This window comes from Paraburkholderia caribensis (assembly GCF_002902945.1).
Lineage (GTDB): Bacteria > Pseudomonadota > Gammaproteobacteria > Burkholderiales > Burkholderiaceae > Paraburkholderia > Paraburkholderia caribensis.
In genome coordinates this window covers 1,019,551-1,042,540 of record NZ_CP026102.1, presented here as the reverse complement: position 1 = coordinate 1,042,540, position 22,990 = coordinate 1,019,551, and the positions used below count along the sequence as shown (strand labels likewise).

The window sequence follows — 22,990 nt, the reverse complement described above, 5'->3', positions numbered from 1 at the left end:
CCACCAACCATGCGGGCGGATTTCGACTTCGCACTCCCCTCGCTTCGCAAAGGGCAGATCACGGATTCTGCAATCTGCCCGATCTCCCGTCGATCAGAAGCGGTGGCGCAGTCCGATCGTTGCTGCGGCCTGGTTGTTGGTTGACGACGGCGACAGCAGGTTGATGGACGCCACGTTCGCGATGCCGTTACCGTTCGCGTCATAACCGAGCGAGCCAGAAGCGTGCTGGTACACGCCGGCCAGGTACACGTCCGTCCGCTTGCTCAGCGAATAGTCGGTACCCAACACGAATGTGTGCCACTTCGGCGAATTGCCGCTGTTGCTGCCTGTCACCGTGCCGTCAGTGAACGTGTACGAACTGACGATTGCCAGTGCCGGCGTCAGCCTGTACTGCCCGTTGATTTCATAATTGTCCAGATGCAGGTTCATCCCCGTAAGGCCAGGCAGTGCAGCACCGCCGCTCGACAGGCTCGCGAGGCCGTCGATCTGCGAATGCGTCCACACCAGACCGACCTGTGCCGGGCCGAACGCATAAGTGGCGCCCAAACCGTAAGTGCGCTGCAGCGTCGCCGAAATGTTCTGACTTGCCGACGCTGCGCTGTTCGCTCCGCCGAGTCCACCTGAGTTATCCGATTGTGTGTAACCTGCGGCGACGCTCAGTGGACCAGTCCCGTACCTCGCGCCCAGGCTCCACGTGCGGCCGTTCGCAAAGCCGTTCGCGTCGTTGCTGAAACCATACATGCCGCCAAACTCGACACCCGCATAGTTCGGGCTGGTGTACTTGACCGCGTTCTTGGTCGAGTATGTTTGCGCGAGATTGTCGTTGTCGAACGGATGGCCGGCGAGATTGTTGCCAAAGCCAGCACCTGCAGCCGACAGCGGCCCGAGATATTCCGAGGTCGAATCGTATTGACGTCCCAGCGTCACAGCGCCATATCGGTCGCTCTTCAGTCCGACGAAGGCTTGACGGTTAAAGATATCGTCGTTGTTATGGAAGCCGCCGTTGTTCAGATCGAAGCCGCTTTCTACCGTAAAGACGGCCTTCAGGCCGCCGCCGAGTTCTTCGGCACCGCGCAAGCCAAAGTAGTTGTTCGACAGATTGCCGCTACCTTGTTGCCAGACACTCTTTCCGCTGACGTTGTTCGCATACGTGATGCCGGCGTCGATCGAGCCATACAGAGTGACGCTGCTTTGTGCGTGCGCACTCACCGCAAAGGCACCCACAGCGCAGGCGAGAACGATTTGTTGTTTCATGCTTCAAACTCCTTAGTACATGGAAATCTCCCGATTGCTCATATGGCAGAAGCAATCGGAAATCTGACGAATCAGATTGCCGAGTATTCCATTTATTTGAAGCACTTTCGCTTTAGTGTGACACCGCGATATACCATCGAAATGGAACTGCTACGTGACCAGGATGCATAGACAGTTGTTTTAAAAGACATAAATAGATCGGTACGTGTTTCGATATAGGGTGCTCCACATTGCCTTTGTCCCGACGAATACACATCTTCTCGATTCGCACACGGTTCAATAGTGTCAAAACTTCGCTCTCCAGTTTCGCCCGCTTTGATGCTTTCCCTCTAACATCAAAGCAATCACGCCTGCCATGCCGTGCATCAATGAGTTTTTTCAACAGGGAACTGTAACCAGAATGTCGTTCCGACGGCTGGGTCACTTTTCACGCCGCACGCTCCGTGGTGCAGATTCATGATCGATTTGACAATGGCAAGCCCGAGTCCCTCACCGTGGGAAATGGCTTTTCCCTGCGGTGGATCGGCGCGGTAGAAACGTTCGAAGATCCGTTCCGCATTCGGCGGCGCAATCCCCGGACCGCGATCGGACACCAGAACCACGACCGCATCCGGCTGCTCCCAACATTCAATGTCGATAGTCGAATTGCGTGGCGCATACACGATCGCGTTAGCGAGCAGGTTGCTGACCGCGCGCTGATACAACAGCAAGTCGGCGTGAATGATTCCCTGCCCACGGACATCGATGGCGATATCGGCCGCTTGCGCCAGTGATTCGTAAAAACCGCTGACGCGACGCGCTTGCGCTGCTGCGTCGAACTCGCAGATCGATAGCGACAGGTCAGCGCGCTCCGCGCGCGCAAGAAACAGCATATCGTCGATCATTCTCGACAAGCGCTCGTATTCATCTACGCTCGATTCAATCACTTCGCGGTATTCGGGCGCAGCACGCGACTGCGCGAGAGCGACCTGAGCCGCCGCTCGCAGATTCGTGAGCGGGGTGCGCAAATCATGTGCGAGATCGGAAGAGAACTCGCTCAAGCGTGTGAACGAGTCGTCCAGACGCGCCAGCATACCGTTGAACGCCTGTCCGAGTTCCAACAGCTCGGTTGAGCTTGTGAGCTTCGGCAACGGTTGCCCGAGCCCGTCGATCGACATCTGCTCAGCTCGCGTGACAATGCGACGCAGAGGGCTTAGCCCGAGCATCGTCACGCCGTAGGCCGAGATAGCCGCAAGCAGAATGCCTATTGTCCCCATGATAAAAATGATCTCGGCATTCGACCTTACCAACTCGTGCTCTTCACTGCTGTCGTACTGTACGGCGACACGAACCGCCGGGCTGTCACGCCCGTTGAGCGGCACGATGGCCACGAGATATCGCAATGCGGTAGTGGGTGTGGAGAGATTGACAGGATTGCGGGGCGTCTGGACATCCAGAACCGGCGGGTAATTGCGAAAGCCTCGCGTCGAAAGCAACTCCTTACCAGCCACGTCAAACATCGCGAATGCCACGTACTCGCGCCCATGCACATGCTCTGTCCAGGCATCGGGATCGCGTGTAATCCCGTCCGTCGATTTCACTTCGACAAGGTGAACCTGGAGTGCCGACATCAATTGTTCCATCTTGTCGGTTGCATTCGCTTCGACACGACTCATCATGGCTTCATAGACCACAAATCCGCTGACGGCGAACGCTATGGATGCATAGAAAGCGATCAGCACAGTGAGCCGGATACGCAGGCTAGCTGGCAAATAGCGAAGCATGATTGGTTGCCACACGCTATTGCCGCGAGTTACAAGCCGTGAACCGACAGGCTGCCAATCTTGTGCCCGCGTCTTTCTGGCAGCATGCACACGCCGACCACGTCAGAATTGCGCATCCACGACACATTTGCTTTCCCGTTCCGACCGCCGACAAGTGTCCGGTCCATCGCTCACCTTGCCGTTCAGCATCAGCCCATTCCTGACGAAGCAACGGCTCGCGCAGAGCGCTGACTTTCGATACGCGTCGCAATGCCGACTCGGCCCGCCTCATCCGCGCTGCGGACGAAAGAATAGTACTGCGCCTGCCACTGCCATGGGATTAAGCACGCGGGCAACAGGGGCAACTTTGAGAAAGCACAAAGAATTCGCGATGCATATTAAACGCGCACTCGTCAGCACATTGCATCGATTGAAAACACGTACCCGTGCTTCACGAGCGAATCACGGTGTCGCCTGGCTTCGGACTTCCAGAACGTAGCCCATGCCCCTGACGGTATGGATCAGCTTGGATTCGAAAGGGTCGTCCAGTTTGGAGCGCAACCGGCGGATGGCCGAATCCACCACGTTCGTGTCGCTGCTGAAATTCATGTCCCAGACTTGTGACGCAATGATCGCGCGCGGGAGGATCTCCCCTTCGCGCCGCATCAAAAGCCACAACAGCGCAAACTCTTTTGCGGTCAGCAGAATGACTCTTCCCTGCCTCGTGGCCTTACGACGTGTGAGGTCGAGTTCGAGGTCGGACACACGGAGCGTATTCGAATCCTGCGGCCGCGCGCGGCGAAGGATCGACTTTACGCGTGCAGTCAGTTCGACAAAATCAAAGGGTTTCGCGAGATAGTCGTCAGCGCCGAGTTCGAGCCCCCGGATGCGGTCTCCTACGTCGTCTCTCGCGGTCAGAAAGAGAACCGGCGTCGACTTGCTGCGCCTGAGATTGTGCAACAGTGTCCAGCCGTCTTGCCCTGGCAGCATCACATCCACGATAAGGAGGTCGTAGTCCTCCGTTTCAGCCTGATGCTGTCCGGAAATGCCGTCCTCTACCCAGTCGGCGACATATCCTGCTTCCGTCAAACCCTTGCGTAGATATAAGCCGGTCTTGCCCTCGTCTTCGACAATCAGAATTCGCATCACCTGGTACCTCGTTTGAATCACTTGCGGTCCGAAGACCTTCCAGCAGGCGCACAACAATAGCAAAGCGATGGTTTCCGTGGAAGTCTGCTTCTCCTCTGTCGTTCTTCAGAAGCCTCACGCCGCGTCGAACATGACAGGAATGTCATGTTCGCCTCATGCAGACGCAGCGTTCAAACGTCAAGCTACATGAATCGAATTTCCACGGTTTCCGCAGCCGCGATTCGCTCATGCAATATTTCGCGAATGCGACAGTAACGCCCGGCGTCCAATGAAGCAATTTCAATGCAATGAGTACATCTCAACGGTTCGATGAATACCTGGAATATCTTTCTCAAGGGTTTCGACACAAGCATCATATTGCCGGCCTGCGCGACTATTGCACGGGTCTAATGCGACCGTTAGAGCGAAAGAGCACGAATGCCATTGCGGAAGATCTTCAGCCTGCACGCGCGGCAGCAATGCGTCAGGCGCTACATCATTTCGTGGCCAGGGCCCCGTGGTGCGATGACGAACTGCTCAGACAGGTCGCCCGCTGGGTGACCCCGCAAATGGCGGGCTTATCCCGCAGCGGTTGGTGGATCATCGGCTGCAATACGTTTCCAAAGCGTGGCAGCCAGCCAGTGGGCGTCGCGAGACAAAATCACGAAGCATCGGGCAGATATGACAAATGTCAAATTGCCGTGAGTGTTTCGCTAGCCTGCGAAAGCGCCAGCCTTCCGATCGGCTGGCGACTGTATTTGCCGCGCGCATGGGCCGACGATCCGATCCGGCGCAGGAAGGCAGGCGTCCCCGCCGACGTGCAGTTTGCGACCAGGCCGAAACTTGCGCTTCAACAAGTCGAGAAGCTGCTTGCCGGGGGAACGCCCTCGCGCCCCGTGCTCGCCGATGTCAGCTACGGCATGGACCCGGAGTTCAGGCAAGGGTTAATCGACCTCGGCTTGCCGTACGTATTGGGTGTCACGTCGCAGGCACGCATCTGGCGCCCGCAGGCCGAAGCGCTGCCGTCAACGGGATACAGGGAAACGGGACGTCTGCCGTCGCAAACATGGCGTACGGCCGATCACTACCCCATCAGCGTCAGAGCGCTGGCCATGGAGATGCCGGCACATGCGTTGCAGACGATCAGTTGGCGCGAAGGAAATGGCAATCTGAGAAGCAGCCGCTTTGGCGTGGCGCGGGTGCAGCATGCCGACAGCCATGCATGCTGGGCGCGACTGCAGCCACTGCAATGGCTGCTATTGAAGTGGCCGCTGGGCGAACCGGAACCGGTCAGATACTGGCTTTCGACACTGCCTGAAGACACGTCGATCAATGATCTCGTCGCAGCCGCCCATTACCACTGGCGCACGGATCGGGACCACGAGGAACTTCGGCAGGATTTCGGACTTGACCACTATTCGGGCCGGGGTTGGAGAGGATTTCATCACCACACCACGCTATGCACGGCTTCGTATGGCTTCAATCTTGGAGAACGGCTGGCGAGTGAGCGAGACCTCGCTACCCGAAGATTATCAATCTACCCGGAATCTGGCGCGTGATCCGGGTCACCGCCAAGATCCGTCATCACCAATCCACTCGAATCGCTGCACAGGTTCCGTGCGATCCGTTTGTCCAGCCAAGTAGATGATCTGGTTTGCTCATTCTTGTGTCTCCGTGTTGCGGACACTTCATGATCGCAATTCCGCGATAAAGGATAATTCATGTCGAAGCGCTTTCGTTTGTTGGCAGGTATCGCCACCCTCATTCCTGCATTCACTCTCCTTGCGCAAGACCTCCCCGCCAACCCAAAACCCAATCCTTATCTGGCCGCAGAAAAATACGCCATTACCCATTTCGATTCGTCCCAGAGCGATTCTTTTCCGTATGCCGTTCCACGCGGCACGTTCGAGGTCGATCTTCGCAAGGAGAAACGGATTGTTGCGGGGCCAGTCAACATCATGACGCTGGCGTCGACGTCTCCGTCTTATATGTGGGGTGTCTCCAGTGAAGGCGTCACCTACATCGACGTGTCGAACGGCGGATTCAAGGAAGTCGCTCGCATCGCGGCGCCAGGCCAGAAGATCATCTCTGCACAGTTGCACGACAGGGTTCTGGGTCAGCATTTCAGTAATGCCGCGCAAGTGCAAAAAGCGGTGACCGATATCTACGGCCTCGATTGGACACGCGCAGTAAATGGCGTCTATTCGGTCGTGGATAAAGATAACGGCGTGTACTACAACACCGCCGACGGCTTCTTGACGAAATTCAGTCTGATCGACGAGAAGAACCCATCTGCCGGGATAAAGGTCATCAAAACGATCGATATGCGCTCAGTGATCGGTCCGGACGCGTACCTCGTTGGCACTGGCATCACCTATGACGGAAAGCTCGTCGTCGCCTCCAATTTCACGGTGAGTGTTCTCGACCGTTCACTCGAAGGCAAGGCCCGAACGATACGTCTCGCACCGGGTGAAGTCGTGACTAACTCATTTGCGATCGACGATCAGAATGGCATCTACATCGCCTCGAACAAAATCATGCATAAGCTCGTCTGGACGGGCACCAGACTCTCCGATGATCCTGCGGACGGCGCCTGGACGTCGCCCTACGACACTGGCGATCAACCCCCAACCATCAAGCTTGGCAATGGCACAGGCTCCACGCCTACGCTGATGGGATTCGGACGGGATCAGGACCAGCTTGTCGTGATCACCGACGGCGCAAATCGCATGCATCTGGTCGCCTTCTGGCGCAATAAAATCCCGACCGGCTGGCAAACGCCAGCTGGAGCGAAATCGCGCCGCATTGCAGGCCAGATCGCCGTGACGGCCGGATTGACACCCTTGCCAAAATTCATTCAGACAGAACAGTCGGTGGTCGTGAAGGGCTATGGCGCTTTTGTCGTCAACAACATTTCGCAATCCGGCGAAAAAGACAAGCTTGTCGACGTATTGGCGCTTGGTCCCGTCAACCAGCCGGGCCACGGTACGGAGCGTTTCGAGTGGGACCCGAAGGCGCATCGGTGGCAATCCGTCTGGACGAGAGGCGATGTGATTTCGATCAGCATGGTACCGAGCGTCAGTTCAGCGTCGGGTATCGTCTTTGTGAATGGCTATTACAAGAAGACCGGCTGGGAGTTGACAGGTCTTGACTGGGACACGGGTAAAACCGTACAGCGCGTCGAGTTCGGCAAAGACAATCTCGGCAACGGCGCTTACGCAATCATCCAGTACGCACCCAATGGCGACCTCATCTTCAATAGCATCGGCGGCCCGGTTCGCGTGCATCTGAAAGATCCGGCAAGAACCTGATTGCCTCACCGAACCTGAGCGACGGGCCGATCTCTGGAAGCATCCCGGGTCGGCCCCTACTCCCGGCCTTTACGCGCAGACACACGTTAACCCGCTAAACCTCATGGAATGCCCACTCATTGCGGCAGGCCAGTCTGCGCCCTTCAGCCCATCGTGAACACCAAGCAGAATCGTGAGACAACACTATGCATAAGCGTCGCTTGATTCAATACATGACCGATAGTCTGCTGGCGATCTTGTGTGTGGCCGGCATGACGCAAAATTCGTCGGCGACTGAAACGGGCGTTGGTCGCCCCATAACCGGTCAGCAGGTAACGCCATACGGGGGAATCGTCCCGCCCAACAGCGAGTGGATTGTCTCGTGGGCGACCATCTATTACGATGGATCGCTTAGCGCCAGCAAGAAAGTATCTACCGGGAATCAGATAACGGGCGGCCTCGATTATCAGGTCGTCTACACGATCGCCAACCTGGTGAAGACCTGGGGAGTCAACCTGGGTGGATGGAACTTTGCTTCATCCATTGGCGTACCTGTTCAATATTCCAATGCGTCGTCGTTCAACGGACTTCTGCGTCCAGACAGTGCCACCCAGTTCGCCGATCTCTTCTTTGCACCTGTCATTGCGGGATATCGTCTCTCGCCCACTGACTACACTGCACTCAGTCTGCAAATCTATGCACCGACGGGCGCTTACAATCCCGATCGTATTGCCAATGCCGGTCAGAACACCTGGACATTTACACCGGGTATCGCCTATACGAGGCTGTTTCCCAGCAACAACCTCGAGCTGACCATCAATTACGGTGTCGAGTTCTACACAACGAATAGCGCCACGAACTATCACAATGCCGCAGTCAGCGTACTCGATGTGCTGGCGCTCAAACGCTTCAGGAGCGGATGGAGCGTAGGCGTCGTAGGTGGGTGGATTCAGCAGCTCGGCAACGATACTGGCCCCACCGCTGATTTGATCGGTGGCGCGAAGGGCTATTCCCTCGGCATGGGTCCAACGATAGGCTGGGCCGGCAAGATTGGGAAAACACCCGTTTCCGCGAATCTCCGATGGGTCAACGAATTTTCCGCCAAGGCAAGACCCAGCGGAAATGCGGTGCAGTTGTCGTTGAGTGCAGCCTTCGAATAGCCCGATTCCAGATGGGCACTAGCAGAAGAACGATCTGGAGGATCGTTCCAGCCCCTGCAATAACGGTGAATACCGCAGCCAGCCAAACGCCAGCGGTTTCCTCAATCCATTCGCCGACCGACGACCAATACCCGTTCCGGCCGCCGGTATAGTTCAGGCGTAAATGCCGTCAGCATGAAATCCGGCAGAAGGGCAATTCCGAACTGCACGGGCGGCCTTCTGTCACGGAATACAATACCCATGTCAGCGCTGCCGGGACACCTCAGTCATCCGCGCTATCGTGCAAGTGGCTTGCGAGGTAATCGATCAGCGCTCGCACCTTCGACGGAAGAAAGCGGTTAGGGGGATACAACAACCAGACGGGCCCCATGTACGAGCGCGCCTCAAACTCCCAATCGACTAGCAACTGAACGAGGCCGCCTTGCTCCAGCGCCTCTACAGCAGCAAAGTCAGGCAAGATCGCAATGCCCAGATCCTGCAACGCCGCCTCGAGACGGGCGCCCGCATGATTGGCGATATAACGCCCTCTTACTTCCAGCGTCTGCGTCTCGGTGGCACGCCGGAAATGCCATCGATTGTCGTCAGCCGTTTCTCCGAGAAACAGGCATTCGTGGCGGGCAAGATCGCGCGGTTCGGTCGGCGTCCCATGTGCCTCGAGATAAGCGGGGGACGCGCATAGCAGCCATTTCACGGTTCCGAGCCGCCGGGCAGCGAGACCCAGCGGAGGCGAACGGGTCAGGCGAATCACGATATCGACGTCGTCGCGTAACGGATCGACTTCGCGGTCGGCGAAAATCAACTGGACGTCTACGTCCGGCAAGCTGCGCAGAAATCCAGGGATCAGCGGATGGATAACGGATCGGGCAAATGCAATTGGCGCGCTAATACTGACCCTGCCGCGCGGCTCGCCAACCATCTGGCCCGCGACATCGACCGCACCTGACGCCGCGCCCACCATGTCGCGGCAATACCGGTAGACCTGCGCGCCCGAGTCGGTGACCCGGACACTGCGCGTCGACCGCTCCAGCAAGCGCGTGCCAAGCGCTTCTTCAAGGCGCTTGATCTGCCGGCTTACCGTCGACGGCGTGCTGCCCAACTGGCGCGCGGCAACCGAGAAGTTGCCTGCGTCGACGACCCGGGCAAAAGTCGCCATGTCCGGTAACAACGCAAAAAGCTCAGTGGGATTCATTGCCGTGCTCACATCGACACATCTGTGCACCTGCGACATAAAAGATGTTCCGCGAGACCCAATTATAGTTTTCGACGCAATACTCGACAATTTGGACTGTGCTAACAGAAATAGACGGTCCGCCATGTCGAAGCAAAAACGCTTGCTCTGGATTTCCGACCTCATGCTGCTCGCGGTCGCGATGGTGTGGGGCACAAGCTATGGCGTCGCGAAGAGCGCGCTCGCGTTCTATCCCGTGCTGGGACTGTTGGCGCTGCGCTTTGGGTTGACCTTCGTGGTGTTGTCGCCCGCTTTGCGTTCGCTGCGGCAGGCGAAGGCGTCCGAACTGGCGGGCACGCTTGCCACGGGTGCGCTACTGCTCAGCATCCTGTTGGCCGAGACGTTTGGGATATCGCTGACACGTGCTTCGAACGCAGCGTTTCTTATCAGCTTGTGTGTCGTGCTCACGCCGCTCGTCGAATGGGTGCTGCTGCATCGAAAGCCGTCGCGCGTTGAAGGTATTGCCGTCGGGCTGTCGTTAGCTGGCGCCGTGTTGGTGAGTGGCGGCGCTTTCATTCCGACTGCAGGCGATGCGCTGATTCTTTTGGCTGCGCTGCTCCGCGCGCTAATGATGTGCGTGACGAGGCGTGTCATGCGCGACTCGACACTCGCTCCACTGTCGGTGACGGCGGTACAGGCAGGCACCGTCGCGGTTGGCAGTGTTATCGCGGCGTTCGTGTGTCCGTCGCAGCCGTGGCCTGCGCTGCCAACGTTCGCTGGACACGCCGGCTTCTGGATGAGCATCGGCTATCTGGTGGCTGCGTGCACGTTGTTCGCATTCTTCGCGCAGAATTTTGCCGTCAAGCGCAGTAGCCCGACCCGGGTTGCGCTGCTGATGGGAAGCGAACCGGCTTTTGGTGCGCTGTTCGCGTATGCGTGGCTTGGCGAGCACCTGTCTATCTGGGGCTGGGTCGGAGGCGGGTTGATGGTAATGGCATCTGTGCTCGCAACAGCACGCTGGAAAAAAAGCGCCAACGATCGGGTCGAAATGCGTTCAGTGGTCTCGAACGAAGCCTGATGCGCGTGCGGTTTCTCGGACACCTGTAGCGAAGCCGCAAAGGGACATCGAGGACGAAGATTTGCCCAGCAGTCGTTGCCGAAGTGCGGAGGGGACTAACTCAATTGCGAGTATCGACGGCAATCAGGCGAATTGCGGCCGGTGCGAGCCGAGAATCAGGCACACTCAGGTTTGGCGCCCAAAAACGCCAAGACCCCGCTTTTGAGGGCGGGGTCTTGTCTTGGGTAAGGAGCCTGACGATTACCTACTTTCACACGGGCAATCCGCACTATCATCGGCGTGGAGTCGTTTCACGGTCCTGTTCGGGATGGGAAGGGGTGGTACCGACTCGCTATGGTCATCAGGCATGACGGGTTGCTGCGTCGCGCTGGAGGTTGGGTAACCTGGTCGCGCCACAGCCAATCGGGAAGAAGCGTAAAGAGGGTATGGGGTTGTGTTGTTTCTGGCACAACACCGATCTCAACCTGATGCGTAAAACACACCGGTTATAGGATCAAGCCTTACGGGCAATTAGTATCAGTTAGCTTAACGCATTACTGCGCTTCCACACCTGACCTATCAACGTCCTGGTCTTGAACGACCCTTCAAGGGGCTCGAAGCCCCGGGGATATCTCATCTCAAGGCGAGTTTCCCGCTTAGATGCTTTCAGCGGTTATCTCTTCCGAACATAGCTACCCGGCGATGCCACTGGCGTGACAACCGGTACACCAGAGGTTCGTCCACTCCGGTCCTCTCGTACTAGGAGCAGCCCCCTTCAAATATCCAGCGCCCACGGCAGATAGGGACCAAACTGTCTCACGACGTTTTAAACCCAGCTCACGTACCTCTTTAAATGGCGAACAGCCATACCCTTGGGACCGGCTACAGCCCCAGGATGAGATGAGCCGACATCGAGGTGCCAAACACCGCCGTCGATATGAACTCTTGGGCGGTATCAGCCTGTTATCCCCAGAGTACCTTTTATCCGTTGAGCGATGGCCCTTCCATACAGAACCACCGGATCACTATGACCTGCTTTCGCACCTGCTCGACTTGTCGGTCTCGCAGTTAAGCACGCTTATGCCATTGCACTATCAGCACGATTTCCGACCGTACCTAGCGTACCTTCGTACTCCTCCGTTACACTTTGGGAGGAGACCGCCCCAGTCAAACTGCCCACCATGCACTGTCCCCGACCCGGATCACGGGCCAAGGTTAGAACCTCAAACAAACCAGGGTGGTATTTCAAGGACGGCTCCACTGAAACTAGCGTTCCAGCTTCATAGCCTCCCACCTATCCTACACAGATCGGTTCAAAGTCCAATGCAAAGCTACAGTAAAGGTTCATGGGGTCTTTCCGTCTAGCCGCGGGGAGATTGCATCATCACAAACACTTCAACTTCGCTGAGTCTCGGGAGGAGACAGTGTGGCCATCGTTACGCCATTCGTGCAGGTCGGAACTTACCCGACAAGGAATTTCGCTACCTTAGGACCGTTATAGTTACGGCCGCCGTTTACCGGGACTTCAATCAAGAGCTTGCACCCCATCATTTAATCTTCCGGCACCGGGCAGGCGTCACACCCTATACGTCCACTTTCGTGTTTGCAGAGTGCTGTGTTTTTATTAAACAGTCGCAGCCACCAGTTTATTGCAACCCCTTCACCCTTCGCCCGCAGGGGCGTCAAGCTACAGGGGCGTACCTTATCCCGAAGTTACGGTACCAATTTGCCGAGTTCCTTCTCCCGAGTTCTCTCAAGCGCCTTAGAATACTCATCTCGCCCACCTGTGTCGGTTTGCGGTACGGTCAATGTGAAACTGAAGCTTAGAGGCTTTTCCTGGAACCCCTTCCGATTGCTTCGCTCCCGAAGGAGCTCGCGCCACGCCCTTGAATTCCGTGCCCGGATTTGCCAGAGCACCTTCTCCAACGCAGCGACCGGGACTTCCAACACCCGGACAACCTTCCGCGATCCGTCCCCCCATCGCATTTCACACTGGTGCAGGAATATTGACCTGCTTCCCATCAGCTACGCATTTCTGCCTCGCCTTAGGGGCCGACTCACCCTACGCCGATGAACGTTGCGTAGGAAACCTTGGGCTTACGGCGAGGGGGCCTTTCACCCCCTTTATCGCTACTCATGTCAGCATTCGCACTTCCGATACCTCCAGCACGCTTTTCAACGCACCTTCGCAGGCTTACGGAACGCTCTCCTACCATGCGTGCAATGCACGCATCCGCAGCTTCGGTATATGACTTAGCCCCGTTACATCTTCCGCGCAGGACGACTCGATCAGTGAGCTATTACGCTTTCTTTAAAGGGTGGCTGCTTCTAAGCCAACCTCCTGACTGTTTTAGCCTTCCCACTTCGTTTCCCACTTAGTCATATTTGGGGACCTTAGCTGGCGGTCTGGGTTGTTTCCCTCTTGACACCGGACGTTAGCACCCGATGTCTGTCTCCCGTGATTGCACTCTTCGGTATTCGGAGTTTGCTATGGCGAAGTAATCCGCAATGGACCCTTCAACCATGACAGTGCTCTACCCCCGAAGGTGATACACGAGGCACTACCTAAATAGTTTTCGGAGAGAACCAGCTATTTCCAGGTTTGTTTAGCCTTTCACCCCTATCCACAGCTCATCCCCTAACTTTTCAACGTTAGTGGGTTCGGACCTCCAGTACGTGTTACCGCACCTTCATCCTGGCCATGGATAGATCACCTGGTTTCGGGTCTACACCCAGCGACTGAATCGCCCTGTTCGGACTCGCTTTCGCTACGCCTGCCCTAATCGGTTAAGCTCGCCACTGAATGTAAGTCGCTGACCCATTATACAAAAGGTACGCCGTCACCCCTTGCGAGGCTCCGACTGTTTGTATGCATGCGGTTTCAGGATCTGTTTCACTCCCCTCCCGGGGTTCTTTTCGCCTTTCCCTCACGGTACTGGTTCACTATCGGTCGATCACGAGTATTTAGCCTTGGAGGATGGTCCCCCCATCTTCAGACAGGATTTCACGTGTCCCGCCCTACTTGTCGTACACCTAGTTCTTCCTCGCTGTTTTCGCCTACGGGGCTATCACCCACTATGGCCGCACTTTCCAGAGCGTTTGGCTAACAACGAAGATAAAGAGTACAGGCTGGTCCCATTTCGCTCGCCACTACTTTGGGAATCTCGGTTGATTTCTGTTCCTGCGGTTACTTAGATGTTTCAGTTCACCGCGTTCGCTTCACATGGCCTATGTATTCAGCCATGGATACTCCATAAGGAGTGGGTTTCCCCATTCGGATATCGGTGGATCAAAGCTCGTTTGCCAGCTCCCCACCGCTTTTCGCAGGCTACCGCGTCCTTCATCGCCTGTGATCGCCAAGGCATCCACCACATGCACTTGTTCGCTTGACCCTATAACGGGTGTGTCTCGTCGTGTTGCCACGACAGACTCACTCGCTACAGGCTGAGTATTCGCGTTGTGCCGTATTCCAGGTTCGTCTTTCGATGAACTCAAAAAATACATTGATACAATCACAACCCTGATTCACCTACTCGCGCGCCCATCTCTAAGCACGCTTTCGTGAATCTCTTTACTACTTCTTCCTGATTGTTAAAGAACGACAGCCGATATCTAACTGCAATACCGCATCTGACTGGCTCAATTGCCAATGTTTGTCACACTGAACCGCCAGCATCTTTCGACGCTCGCGCCAATGAAACCAACATTGGGAATTGGTGGAGGATGACGGGATCGAACCGACGACCCCCTGCTTGCAAAGCAGGTGCTCTCCCAGCTGAGCTAATCCCCCAGTCATACAGTACACAGGGGGTTTTGCGATCAGCCACCGCAGACAAGACGCTGGTGGGTCTGGATGGATTCGAACCATCGACCCCCGCCTTATCAAGACGGTGCTCTAACCGACTGAGCTACAGACCCCTGAGCCTGTCTTCAATTAACAGCCGACAAGTGTGAGCGCTCAACTTGTGAAACGCGAAAGCTCTGGAAAGGAGGTGATCCAGCCGCACCTTCCGATACGGCTACCTTGTTACGACTTCACCCCAGTCATGAATCCTACCGTGGTGACCGTCCTCCTTGCGGTTAGACTAGCCACTTCTGGTAAAACCCACTCCCATGGTGTGACGGGCGGTGTGTACAAGACCCGGGAACGTATTCACCGCGGCATGCTGATCCGCGATTACTAGCGATTCCAGCTTCACGCAGTCGAGTTGCAGACTGCGATCCGGACTACGATCGGTTTTCTGGGATTGGCTCCACCTCGCGGCTTGGCAACCCTCTGTTCCGACCATTGTATGACGTGTGAAGCCCTACCCATAAGGGCCATGAGGACTTGACGTCATCCCCACCTTCCTCCGGTTTGTCACCGGCAGTCTCCCTAGAGTGCTCTTGCGTAGCAACTAGGGACAAGGGTTGCGCTCGTTGCGGGACTTAACCCAACATCTCACGACACGAGCTGACGACAGCCATGCAGCACCTGTGTTACGGCTCCCTTTCGGGCACCCTCACCTCTCAGCAAGGTTCCGTACATGTCAAGGGTAGGTAAGGTTTTTCGCGTTGCATCGAATTAATCCACATCATCCACCGCTTGTGCGGGTCCCCGTCAATTCCTTTGAGTTTTAATCTTGCGACCGTACTCCCCAGGCGGTCAACTTCACGCGTTAGCTTCGTTACCAAGTCAATGAAGACCCGACAACTAGTTGACATCGTTTAGGGCGTGGACTACCAGGGTATCTAATCCTGTTTGCTCCCCACGCTTTCGTGCATGAGCGTCAGTATTGGCCCAGGGGGCTGCCTTCGCCATCGGTATTCCTCCACATCTCTACGCATTTCACTGCTACACGTGGAATTCTACCCCCCTCTGCCATACTCTAGCCCGCCAGTCACCAATGCAGTTCCCAGGTTAAGCCCGGGGATTTCACATCGGTCTTAGCGAACCGCCTGCGCACGCTTTACGCCCAGTAATTCCGATTAACGCTTGCACCCTACGTATTACCGCGGCTGCTGGCACGTAGTTAGCCGGTGCTTATTCTTCCGGTACCGTCATCCCGCCCCTGTATTAGAGAAGCGGTTTTCTTTCCGGACAAAAGTGCTTTACAACCCGAAGGCCTTCTTCACACACGCGGCATTGCTGGATCAGGGTTGCCCCCATTGTCCAAAATTCCCCACTGCTGCCTCCCGTAGGAGTCTGGGCCGTGTCTCAGTCCCAGTGTGGCTGGTCGTCCTCTCAGACCAGCTACAGATCGTCGCCTTGGTAGGCCTTTACCCCACCAACTAGCTAATCTGCCATCGGCCGCCCCTTGAGCGCGAGGTCCGAAGATCCCCCGCTTTCCTCCACAGAGCGTATGCGGTATTAATCCGGCTTTCGCCGGGCTATCCCCCACTCCAGGACACGTTCCGATGTATTACTCACCCGTTCGCCACTCGCCGCCAGGGTTGCCCCCGCGCTGCCGTCCGACTTGCATGTGTAAGGCATGCCGCCAGCGTTCAATCTGAGCCAGGATCAAACTCTTCAGTTCAAACCTGTTACTGTTTTTCGGTTCATCTAAGAACCGGTCGCTCACTCAAAATCACTGACGAAAGATCTGCGCTGGGCCTTTCAACCCAGTCAAACCTTCCTCAATTTCTTCCGTGTGAGACTCGATTACTTTCGCCATCAGTGACCCGAAGATCACCGCGCGCTTCGTCATCGAGCGCCCACACTTATCGGCTGTTGATTGTTAAAGAACATTCGCTAAAAAGCCGCTGTTTTCTGCTGCTTTCTTGCGTCTCCGTCGTTTGGAGAGGCCGAATTATGCGGAACCCCCTGGGGGCTGTCAAGCACTTATTTCGAACGATCGACGAAAATCTTTCGATGCCACTTTATTAGGCACAGTCGACATTTGTCACCCCCTTTATCGAACCTGGCCATCTGTTCCCATCCGCGTCCCACTCCTGTTCCATTTCCGCCCTCCGTATCCAGCTATATTTTTCACGGATCCAACAATCAGTCCGGACGTTCGTGCGACGTACTGCTTCCGACGCGGCACGCATCGGCGGTGCGGGTATTCGCGTGTACCGGTTCGCCGTAGAACCGGGAACACCGCCGCATGGCTGCATCCGTCTGCTGTTGCCGTGCGTAAAAGAGGAATGACGCGAGAGGAATGACGCGCCGCCGATGGAGAACACGCAATGGATGTGCAGACGGAAACCCATCCCGTTCCGCCGGGCAGCCGCGTTGCGGTCGTCGGCTCGGGCATCGCTGGACTTGCGAGTGCGTATCTGCTGGCGCGCCGCCATCGCGTGACGCTTTACGAGGCCGCCACCTACGCCGGCGGACATACCCATACTGTCGACGTCGAGCTCGATGGCCTCACCCATCCCGTCGATACAGGCTTTCTCGTCTTCAACGATCGCACTTATCCCAACCTGATCGCACTCTTCGACGAACTCGATGTCGCGTCACACGAAAGCGACATGACATTCTCCGTCTCGCTCGATCACGGACGGCTCGAATGGGCAGGCACCAATCTGAACACCGTCTTCGCCCAGCGGCAGAATCTGCTTTCGCCCAGCTTTCTCGGCATGTTGCGCGACATCCTGCGTTTCAATGCAACGGCTGAAAGGCATCTCGAAGCGGCATCCGCCCGCGGATACTCCGTCGGCGATCTGTTGACAGCTGGCCGCTACGGCGATCCCTTCAGACAAAACTACCTGTTGCCGATGGCCGCCGCCATCTGGTCGTGCGCGAGCGCCGACGTGCTGCGCTTCCCCGCCGCGACCTTTCTGCGCTTCTGCCTCAACCATGCACTGTTGCAGGTGAATCGCCGCCCGCGCTGGAAGACCGTCGCAGGCGGTGCGCGCGAGTATGTCCGCCGGATCGTCGCCACCCTCGATGACGTGCGCACCAATGAACGGGTCGTCGCGGTGCGCCGCGAGCGAGGCGGCGTCCACGTAGCGACCGAAACCGGCTGCGAGCGCTTCGACGCGGCGATTCTCGCCACGCACGCGCCCGACAGCCTGCGCATGCTCGTGGACCCCGATCCCGACGAACGCCATATCCTGGGCGCGATCCGTTATCAGCCCAATGTCGCGTGGCTGCATACCGATCCAACCTTGCTTCCGCACCGCAAGCGGATATGGTCCGCGTGGAACTACCTGTCGACGCACGGGACAGACGGCATGCGCCCGGTCTGTGTCAGTTATCTGATCAACCGCCTGCAACCGCTGCCCTTCAAAAGACCTGTGATCGTGACACTCAATCCGTCGCGACCGCCCTCACCCGAGACGGTGCTGAAGCGCTTCGAGTACGATCATCCACTGCTCGACGGTGCGGCCGTGGCAGCGCAAAGCCGCCTTCCTTCGATACAGCGCGCAAGACGCACATGGTTCGCGGGCGCGTGGACAGGTTATGGCTTTCATGAAGACGGACTGAAGTCGGCGCTGCGCATTGCTCGCGACTTCGGCGTCGAACCGTCGTGGTCCGTACGATGAACGGCCGTTCTTCCGATCGCGCCGGTTGGCTGATGTCCGGGCGCGTGATGCACGAGCGGCTACGGCCCGTGCGTCATCGCTTCGTCTACCCCGTGTTCTGCATCCGTTGCGATCTGGCAAGGCTTCATGAACTGGAGGGCTGGTGGCTGGGCGTCGACCGGTTGCGGCCATTGAGCCTCAGAACGCGCGACTACGGCGCATGCGATGGAACCGACCTGCTTAGGTGGGTCCGCGGGCAGATCGTAGACGCAGGCCTCGACCTGGACGGCGGCGCTGTCTGGTTGCAAACCTTCCCGCGCATATTTGGCTACGCGTTCAACCCTGTCAGCTTCTGGTTCTGTCACGACCGCGACGGCAACCTGCGCGCATTGCTCGCTGAAGTACGCAACACGTTCGGACAACGTCACTCGTATCTCCTGAAAGCGCGCGACAACGGCCCCATCGACGCGCACACCCAGCTCCACTGCGTAAAAGCGCTACACGTGTCGCCGTTTTGCGATGTCGAAGGACATTACGTCTTTGGTATCCACGAGACCGAACACCGCTCTTCGATCTCCATCGACTATCACGACGCGCAAGGACTTTTGATCCGCACCGCGATTTCGCTCGGAAAGCACCCGCTCACGCGCGGGCACGCGCTGCGCGCACTCATGCGGCAACCGCTTCTCACGGTCGGCGTCATCCTCCGCATCCACTGGCAGGCGCTGCGCCTGTGGTTCAAGAAAGTGCCGTTCTACGGGAGCCGGCCGCCGTCGCCTCACTCACGACCAACATCGATCAACGAGGAATCGTCACCATGACGTTGTCACGCGCCTTCTATGCCGCCGGCAATGCGCCCCTGTTCGCCCGCCTGTTCCTCGCACTGCTGGAACGTTTGCGCGTCGGCCATCTGGTCCTGACGACGCCAGACGGCCAGCAACGCGTGTACGGCGATCCTCATGCCCAACCCGGCGCGCAACTCATCCTGCGCGACTGGCGGGCATGCCGCGCGATCCTGCAGGCGGGCGACATCGGATTTGCCGAAGCGTATCGCGCCAGATGGGCCGACACGCCCGACATCGTGGCGCTGGCGCGGCTCGCCATGCGCAATGAAACCGCGTTGCCGCGCACGGTAGCGGGCAGTGCCCCTGCGCGCCTGCTCTATGGATTGCGCCACTGGCTGCGTCCCAATACGCGGCGCCGTAGCGAACGTAACGTGCACGCGCACTACGATCTTGGCAACGCCTTCTACGCGCTCTGGCTCGATCGGACCATGACCTATTCGAGCGCACTGTTCGAGGACGATGCCACCCGTTCACTCGAAGACGCTCAGGCAGCCAAGTATCAGCGCATCGTCGATGCGTTGCAGTTGCGCGCCGGCATGCGCGTGCTGGAGATCGGCTGCGGCTGGGGCGGCTTTGCGCTGCACGCGGCGCACCAGGGCATACGCGTGCACGGTGTGACGATCTCTGCCGCACAGTACGAATGGGCGCGCGAGTGCGTGGCACGTGCCGGTCTCCACGATCTCGTGACGATCGAATTGCGCGACTATCGCGATCTGCGCGGCATCTATGACGCAGCGGTGTCGATCGAGATGTTCGAAGCCGTCGGAGAGCGCTATTGGCCTGCGTTTTTCAGTGTCCTCGGGCGCATGCTGAAGCCGGGCGCACAAGCGCTCGTCCAGTCCATCACGATGGACGATTCGCGCTTTGCTGCTTACCGGTCTTCGAGTGATTTCATCCGCGAGTACATTTTCCCGGGCGGCATGCTGCCGGGCGCCGAACGCTTTCACGCCGCCGCCAGACGCGCGGGTATGGCATGCGTCGAGTCACTATCGTTCGGGCTCGACTATGCACGCACCTTGCAGCGCTGGCATGCACGCTTCGAGGAGAACCTCGACGCTGTGCGGACACTAGGCTTCGACGACCTGTTCATCCGCACATGGCGGCTCTATTTCGCGTATTGCGAAGCGGGCTTCGCCGAGCGGCGCACGGACGTCAGGCAATTCATCCTGACTGCTGCGCCGTGAAGCGCGAGCTCATCGGAGCCGCGGCGTGAAGCAGCCGTCACTCGCCTGCCGGCAGAAACCCAGGCTGGCCGATCTGTTGCGGATGCTGCGGCACGCGGCGAAAGCGCGATGCGTCGAAGCCCATCGCATCGAATCGCGCGAGCAGCGAGCGGTAAACATCTTCGCTGATATCGGGCTCGCGCGCGAAAATCCAGCCGAGGCTCTTGTCGCCGAGACCAAGCAGTGTGTAGCGGTACTCGTCGTCGACATAAAGCGTCTGCTGCGTGACATATACCGGCCAGAAAATGCGCACCTTCCACTCGCCGTTTCCGCTGCCCGGCACGACGCTGTCGACGAAATGAAACGTCGACGGCGACGCGTCAAATGTTCTCTTGTGTGCGGTGTACCGGTCGTCGATCTTTCCGTCTTCGCGCAGCGACCAATCCGTATAGCTGCCCACGTATTTGTTCTCAAGAAAATACGGAATGATGGCAATGACGTACCAGCGCCCCATGTAGCGAGGCAGATCCACACTTGCTGGCTTTAGCGGAATGTCTGCGCGCGGATTGGGATTGGCCGGCGACTGCGAGCAGGCCGACATCAGGGTGACCGTCGCAGCGACGGCGGCCAGTGCCAGAGCAACACGCGTAGCTTTCATCGCATCACCGCTTGCCGAACAGATAGTGCGCAACGCCCCATTCATTGCCTCGCGCATAGCCAAAAAGCTCGGACACAGCCATGTAGAACATGCGCCAGCGCTGCAACCAGAGCCGCGCGTTATCCGTACCGTATGTCAGAATCAGTTCTGGCATCACGCGCTCGCGTGCGTTGTCGAGATTCGCTAGCCATAGCTCCGCCGTGCGTGCGTAGTGCGCGCCGCCGATCCACCACTGCCTGTCGATCCGGAGGTCGTTTTGAAAGTGCAGCAATAAGGCTTCGGATGGCATCGTGCCGCCGGTAAAGAAGTACTTCGACATCCAGTCGGTGGCGTCCCGGGTCTGAAAGTGATACGCGAGCGTTCGATGCGCGAACATGTGGACGAAGAGTTTCCCATCGGAGCGCATCCAGCGCGCAACACGTTCCAGCAAAAGGCCGTAGTTCTTCATATGCTCGAACATCTCGACCGACAGCACCCGGTCGAAATACCCGGCGCGTAACTCATCTTCGAAATCGAACTGGGCAACGTTGCCCGTCACGACGCGCAGATTCGTGATGCCAGCCGACGCCGCACGCGCCTCAATGAATTCGCGCTGGCTGCGTGAATTCGACAGCGCGACGATTCGGGCATGCGGATAATGCCCGGCCAACCACAATGCCAGCGCACCCCAGCCGCAACCGAGATCGAGAATGGTCTGGCCGTCTTCGATCCTTGCCCGCTCTGCGTAAAGTGCGAGCATCGCCTGTTCCGCCTCTTCGAGTGTCTCGTCGCCACGTGGAAACAGGCAGCAGGAGTACTTCAGATACGCTCCCAGATGCGCCTCGAAGAAAGAAGGCGGCAATTCGTAGTGTTGCGTGTTGGCGGCATCGGTTTCGATCGCAATGGGACTGGTGCGCAACCCATCGAGCAGCGCGTTGAAGCGTTGCGAACGAAGCTCGCCGTCGGATGCGCCTTCTTCGACGAGACGCTGCCGCATCAGGCGGCGCATGCCGAAGCGGATTACGCGATCCGGCACCCATCCGCGCTCGCACGCATGGATCAGCCAGTCTTCCCTGGCAAAAAGCGGCTTGTCCGTCGAAGGCTGAGTTGCCGTAAATGTCATGGCGGGGCACCGTTCGGATGTAGTGGAAGCGTAGAGGGAGGGATTCAGCCGCGTCGCCGCGGCCACGGTATCAACGCGCTGGTCTCGCGCATGTACTCGGCGTAACCGGGGCGCGAATGGACCAGATGCGCTTCGAGCATCGGCACGCCTGAGAGCTTCATCAGCAGCCATGCCATGAGCACGGGTGGGAGTAGCGTCAACCAGATCCACGGCGACCCGATCGACAGCGCGGCATAAGCCACCCAATGCAAACACTCGAAGAAATAATTCGGGTGCCGCGAATAGCGCCACAAGCCGACGCGGCACACTTCACCCTGATTCGCCGGGTCGGCGACGAAGCGTCTGAGCTGACTGTCCGCAACCGATTCGCCCGCCACCGATATCAGCCAGATCGCTACCGCAAGCGCGACCCATGAAACGGAAGGCGTATCCGTGCGCCATGCAGGCACGGCGAACGCCAGCGACAACACCATCGAAATGACCGTCTGAAACTCGAGAAACCAGAACATCTTCCGTCCGGCCGCCGCACCCCATTGCTTGCGGAAACGGTGATAACGCGGGTCCTCCCGTTTACCCGCATTACGCCGCCACAAATGCCATCCGAGCCGCACGCCCCAGATACCGCCGCCCGCCGCGACCAGCGCACGGGCAAGCGGATCGCCGTTGCTCGCCATGCCGTAGAACACGGCGATTGCGCCCAGCGAGAACGCCCATATCGGATCGATCATCCCCGCGTTTTCGCTTTTCAGCTGCCACGCCCAGAAAGCAGCGAACAGCGCGACGAGTACCACGAACGCGAGCGACGCTGCGGCAGCAGGAGACATCAAAAGCTCCTCTAACGTAAATCGGCAAGTACGTTGCGACAGGTTATACGCGCCATGACATTGCGCGGATGCATCGAGCAAAGAGTGGGTGTAAACAGCGTGCCCGCGAGGGGCGGTGTCGCGGATTTGAATCGGTTCCCCGTGCAGCAC

General features: G+C 57.9%; 14 protein-coding genes, 2 tRNA genes and 3 rRNA genes. 7 read left to right on the top strand and 12 right to left on the bottom strand.

Translation table 11 applies throughout. The features are described 5' to 3' along the window. Positions 1-93: 93 nt before the first annotated feature. From C2L66_RS21190 to irlR, 3 genes are all read right to left on the bottom strand, one after another. Positions 94-1,254, bottom strand: coding sequence for a porin (locus C2L66_RS21190; RefSeq protein WP_060603188.1), 1,161 nt, complete (start codon positions 1,252-1,254; stop codon positions 94-96). A 365-nt stretch (positions 1,255-1,619) separates the two neighbouring features. Further along, positions 1,620-3,017 carry a heavy metal sensor histidine kinase gene (locus C2L66_RS21185; RefSeq protein WP_082670392.1) on the bottom strand — a complete coding sequence of 466 codons (1,398 nt, stop codon included), beginning with the start codon at positions 3,015-3,017 and terminating at the stop codon, positions 1,620-1,622. 441 nt (positions 3,018-3,458) lie between these two features. Further along, positions 3,459-4,142 (bottom strand): heavy metal response regulator transcription factor IrlR, encoded by a 684-nt coding sequence (gene irlR / locus C2L66_RS21180; protein ID WP_054934602.1) that lies wholly within the window; start codon positions 4,140-4,142, stop codon positions 3,459-3,461. Between the two features lie 290 nt (positions 4,143-4,432). Between irlR and C2L66_RS21175 the strand changes: the two genes are divergently transcribed. From C2L66_RS21175 to C2L66_RS21165, 3 genes are all read left to right on the top strand, one after another. Beyond that, positions 4,433-5,683 carry an IS701 family transposase gene (locus C2L66_RS21175; protein WP_060603190.1) on the top strand — a complete coding sequence of 417 codons (1,251 nt, stop codon included), beginning with the start codon at positions 4,433-4,435 and terminating at the stop codon, positions 5,681-5,683. A 162-nt stretch (positions 5,684-5,845) separates the two neighbouring features. Further along, the gene (locus C2L66_RS21170; RefSeq protein ID WP_060603194.1) at positions 5,846-7,435 is read left to right on the top strand and encodes a hypothetical protein; all 1,590 of its coding nucleotides are present in this window, start codon (positions 5,846-5,848) and stop codon (positions 7,433-7,435) included. A 212-nt stretch (positions 7,436-7,647) separates the two neighbouring features. After that, positions 7,648-8,574, top strand: coding sequence for a SphA family protein (locus C2L66_RS21165; RefSeq protein ID WP_063803381.1), 927 nt, complete (start codon positions 7,648-7,650; stop codon positions 8,572-8,574). A 262-nt stretch (positions 8,575-8,836) separates the two neighbouring features. On the opposite strand, the gene C2L66_RS21160 is transcribed toward C2L66_RS21165, so the two are convergent. Next, entirely contained in the window at positions 8,837-9,763 is a 927-nt protein-coding gene (locus tag C2L66_RS21160; protein WP_060606802.1) for a LysR family transcriptional regulator, read from the bottom strand. Between the two features lie 124 nt (positions 9,764-9,887). Here C2L66_RS21160 and C2L66_RS21155 point away from each other — a divergent pair, with 124 nt between their 5' ends. Beyond that, positions 9,888-10,820 carry a DMT family transporter gene (locus tag C2L66_RS21155; protein ID WP_060603199.1) on the top strand — a complete coding sequence of 311 codons (933 nt, stop codon included), beginning with the start codon at positions 9,888-9,890 and terminating at the stop codon, positions 10,818-10,820. 231 nt (positions 10,821-11,051) lie between these two features. Here the strand turns inward: C2L66_RS21155 and rrf are convergent. The 5 genes from rrf to C2L66_RS21130 form a co-directional block, all read right to left on the bottom strand. Further along, positions 11,052-11,165, bottom strand: a 5S ribosomal RNA gene (gene rrf, locus C2L66_RS21150). Positions 11,166-11,309: 144 nt separating this feature from the next. Further along, positions 11,310-14,191, bottom strand: a 23S ribosomal RNA gene (locus C2L66_RS21145). Positions 14,192-14,513: 322 nt separating this feature from the next. Further along, a tRNA-Ala gene (locus C2L66_RS21140) sits at positions 14,514-14,589 on the bottom strand. A gap of 51 nt (positions 14,590-14,640) precedes the next feature. Then, positions 14,641-14,717: transfer RNA gene (locus C2L66_RS21135), tRNA-Ile, on the bottom strand. Between the two features lie 67 nt (positions 14,718-14,784). Next, a 16S ribosomal RNA gene (locus C2L66_RS21130) occupies positions 14,785-16,315 on the bottom strand. The 16S, 23S and 5S rRNA genes sit together here with 2 tRNA genes alongside, the layout of an rRNA operon. Positions 16,316-16,967: 652 nt before the next feature. On the opposite strand from C2L66_RS21130, the gene C2L66_RS21125 reads away from it, so the two are divergent. Genes C2L66_RS21125 through C2L66_RS21115 form a run of 3 tightly spaced genes read left to right on the top strand, consistent with a single transcriptional unit; the run spans position 16,968 to position 20,277 of the window. Next, on the top strand, positions 16,968-18,269 hold the full coding sequence (locus C2L66_RS21125) for an NAD(P)/FAD-dependent oxidoreductase (protein WP_060603202.1): 1,302 nt from the start codon (positions 16,968-16,970) through the stop codon (positions 18,267-18,269). Continuing rightward, positions 18,266-19,069 carry a DUF1365 domain-containing protein gene (locus C2L66_RS21120; RefSeq protein WP_060603206.1) on the top strand — a complete coding sequence of 268 codons (804 nt, stop codon included), beginning with the start codon at positions 18,266-18,268 and terminating at the stop codon, positions 19,067-19,069. The genes C2L66_RS21125 and C2L66_RS21120 overlap by 4 nt, the downstream gene beginning before the upstream one ends. Continuing rightward, a complete protein-coding gene (locus tag C2L66_RS21115; RefSeq protein WP_060603209.1) occupies positions 19,066-20,277 on the top strand; it encodes an SAM-dependent methyltransferase in 1,212 nt (403 codons plus the stop codon). Before C2L66_RS21120 ends, C2L66_RS21115 begins: the two co-directional genes overlap by 4 nt. A 37-nt stretch (positions 20,278-20,314) precedes the next feature. Here the strand turns inward: C2L66_RS21115 and C2L66_RS21110 are convergent, their stop codons facing one another. Genes C2L66_RS21110 through C2L66_RS21100 form a run of 3 tightly spaced genes read right to left on the bottom strand, consistent with a single transcriptional unit; the run spans position 20,315 to position 22,840 of the window. After that, positions 20,315-20,914, bottom strand: coding sequence for a lipocalin family protein (locus tag C2L66_RS21110; RefSeq protein ID WP_054935247.1), 600 nt, complete (start codon positions 20,912-20,914; stop codon positions 20,315-20,317). A 4-nt stretch (positions 20,915-20,918) separates the two neighbouring features. After that, complete coding sequence (locus tag C2L66_RS21105; RefSeq protein ID WP_060603213.1) at positions 20,919-22,016, bottom strand: SAM-dependent methyltransferase; 1,098 nt, start codon at positions 22,014-22,016, stop codon at positions 20,919-20,921. A 44-nt stretch (positions 22,017-22,060) separates the two neighbouring features. Beyond that, a complete protein-coding gene (locus C2L66_RS21100) occupies positions 22,061-22,840 on the bottom strand; it encodes a DUF1295 domain-containing protein (RefSeq protein WP_060603216.1) in 780 nt (259 codons plus the stop codon). Positions 22,841-22,990 lie beyond the last annotated feature (150 nt).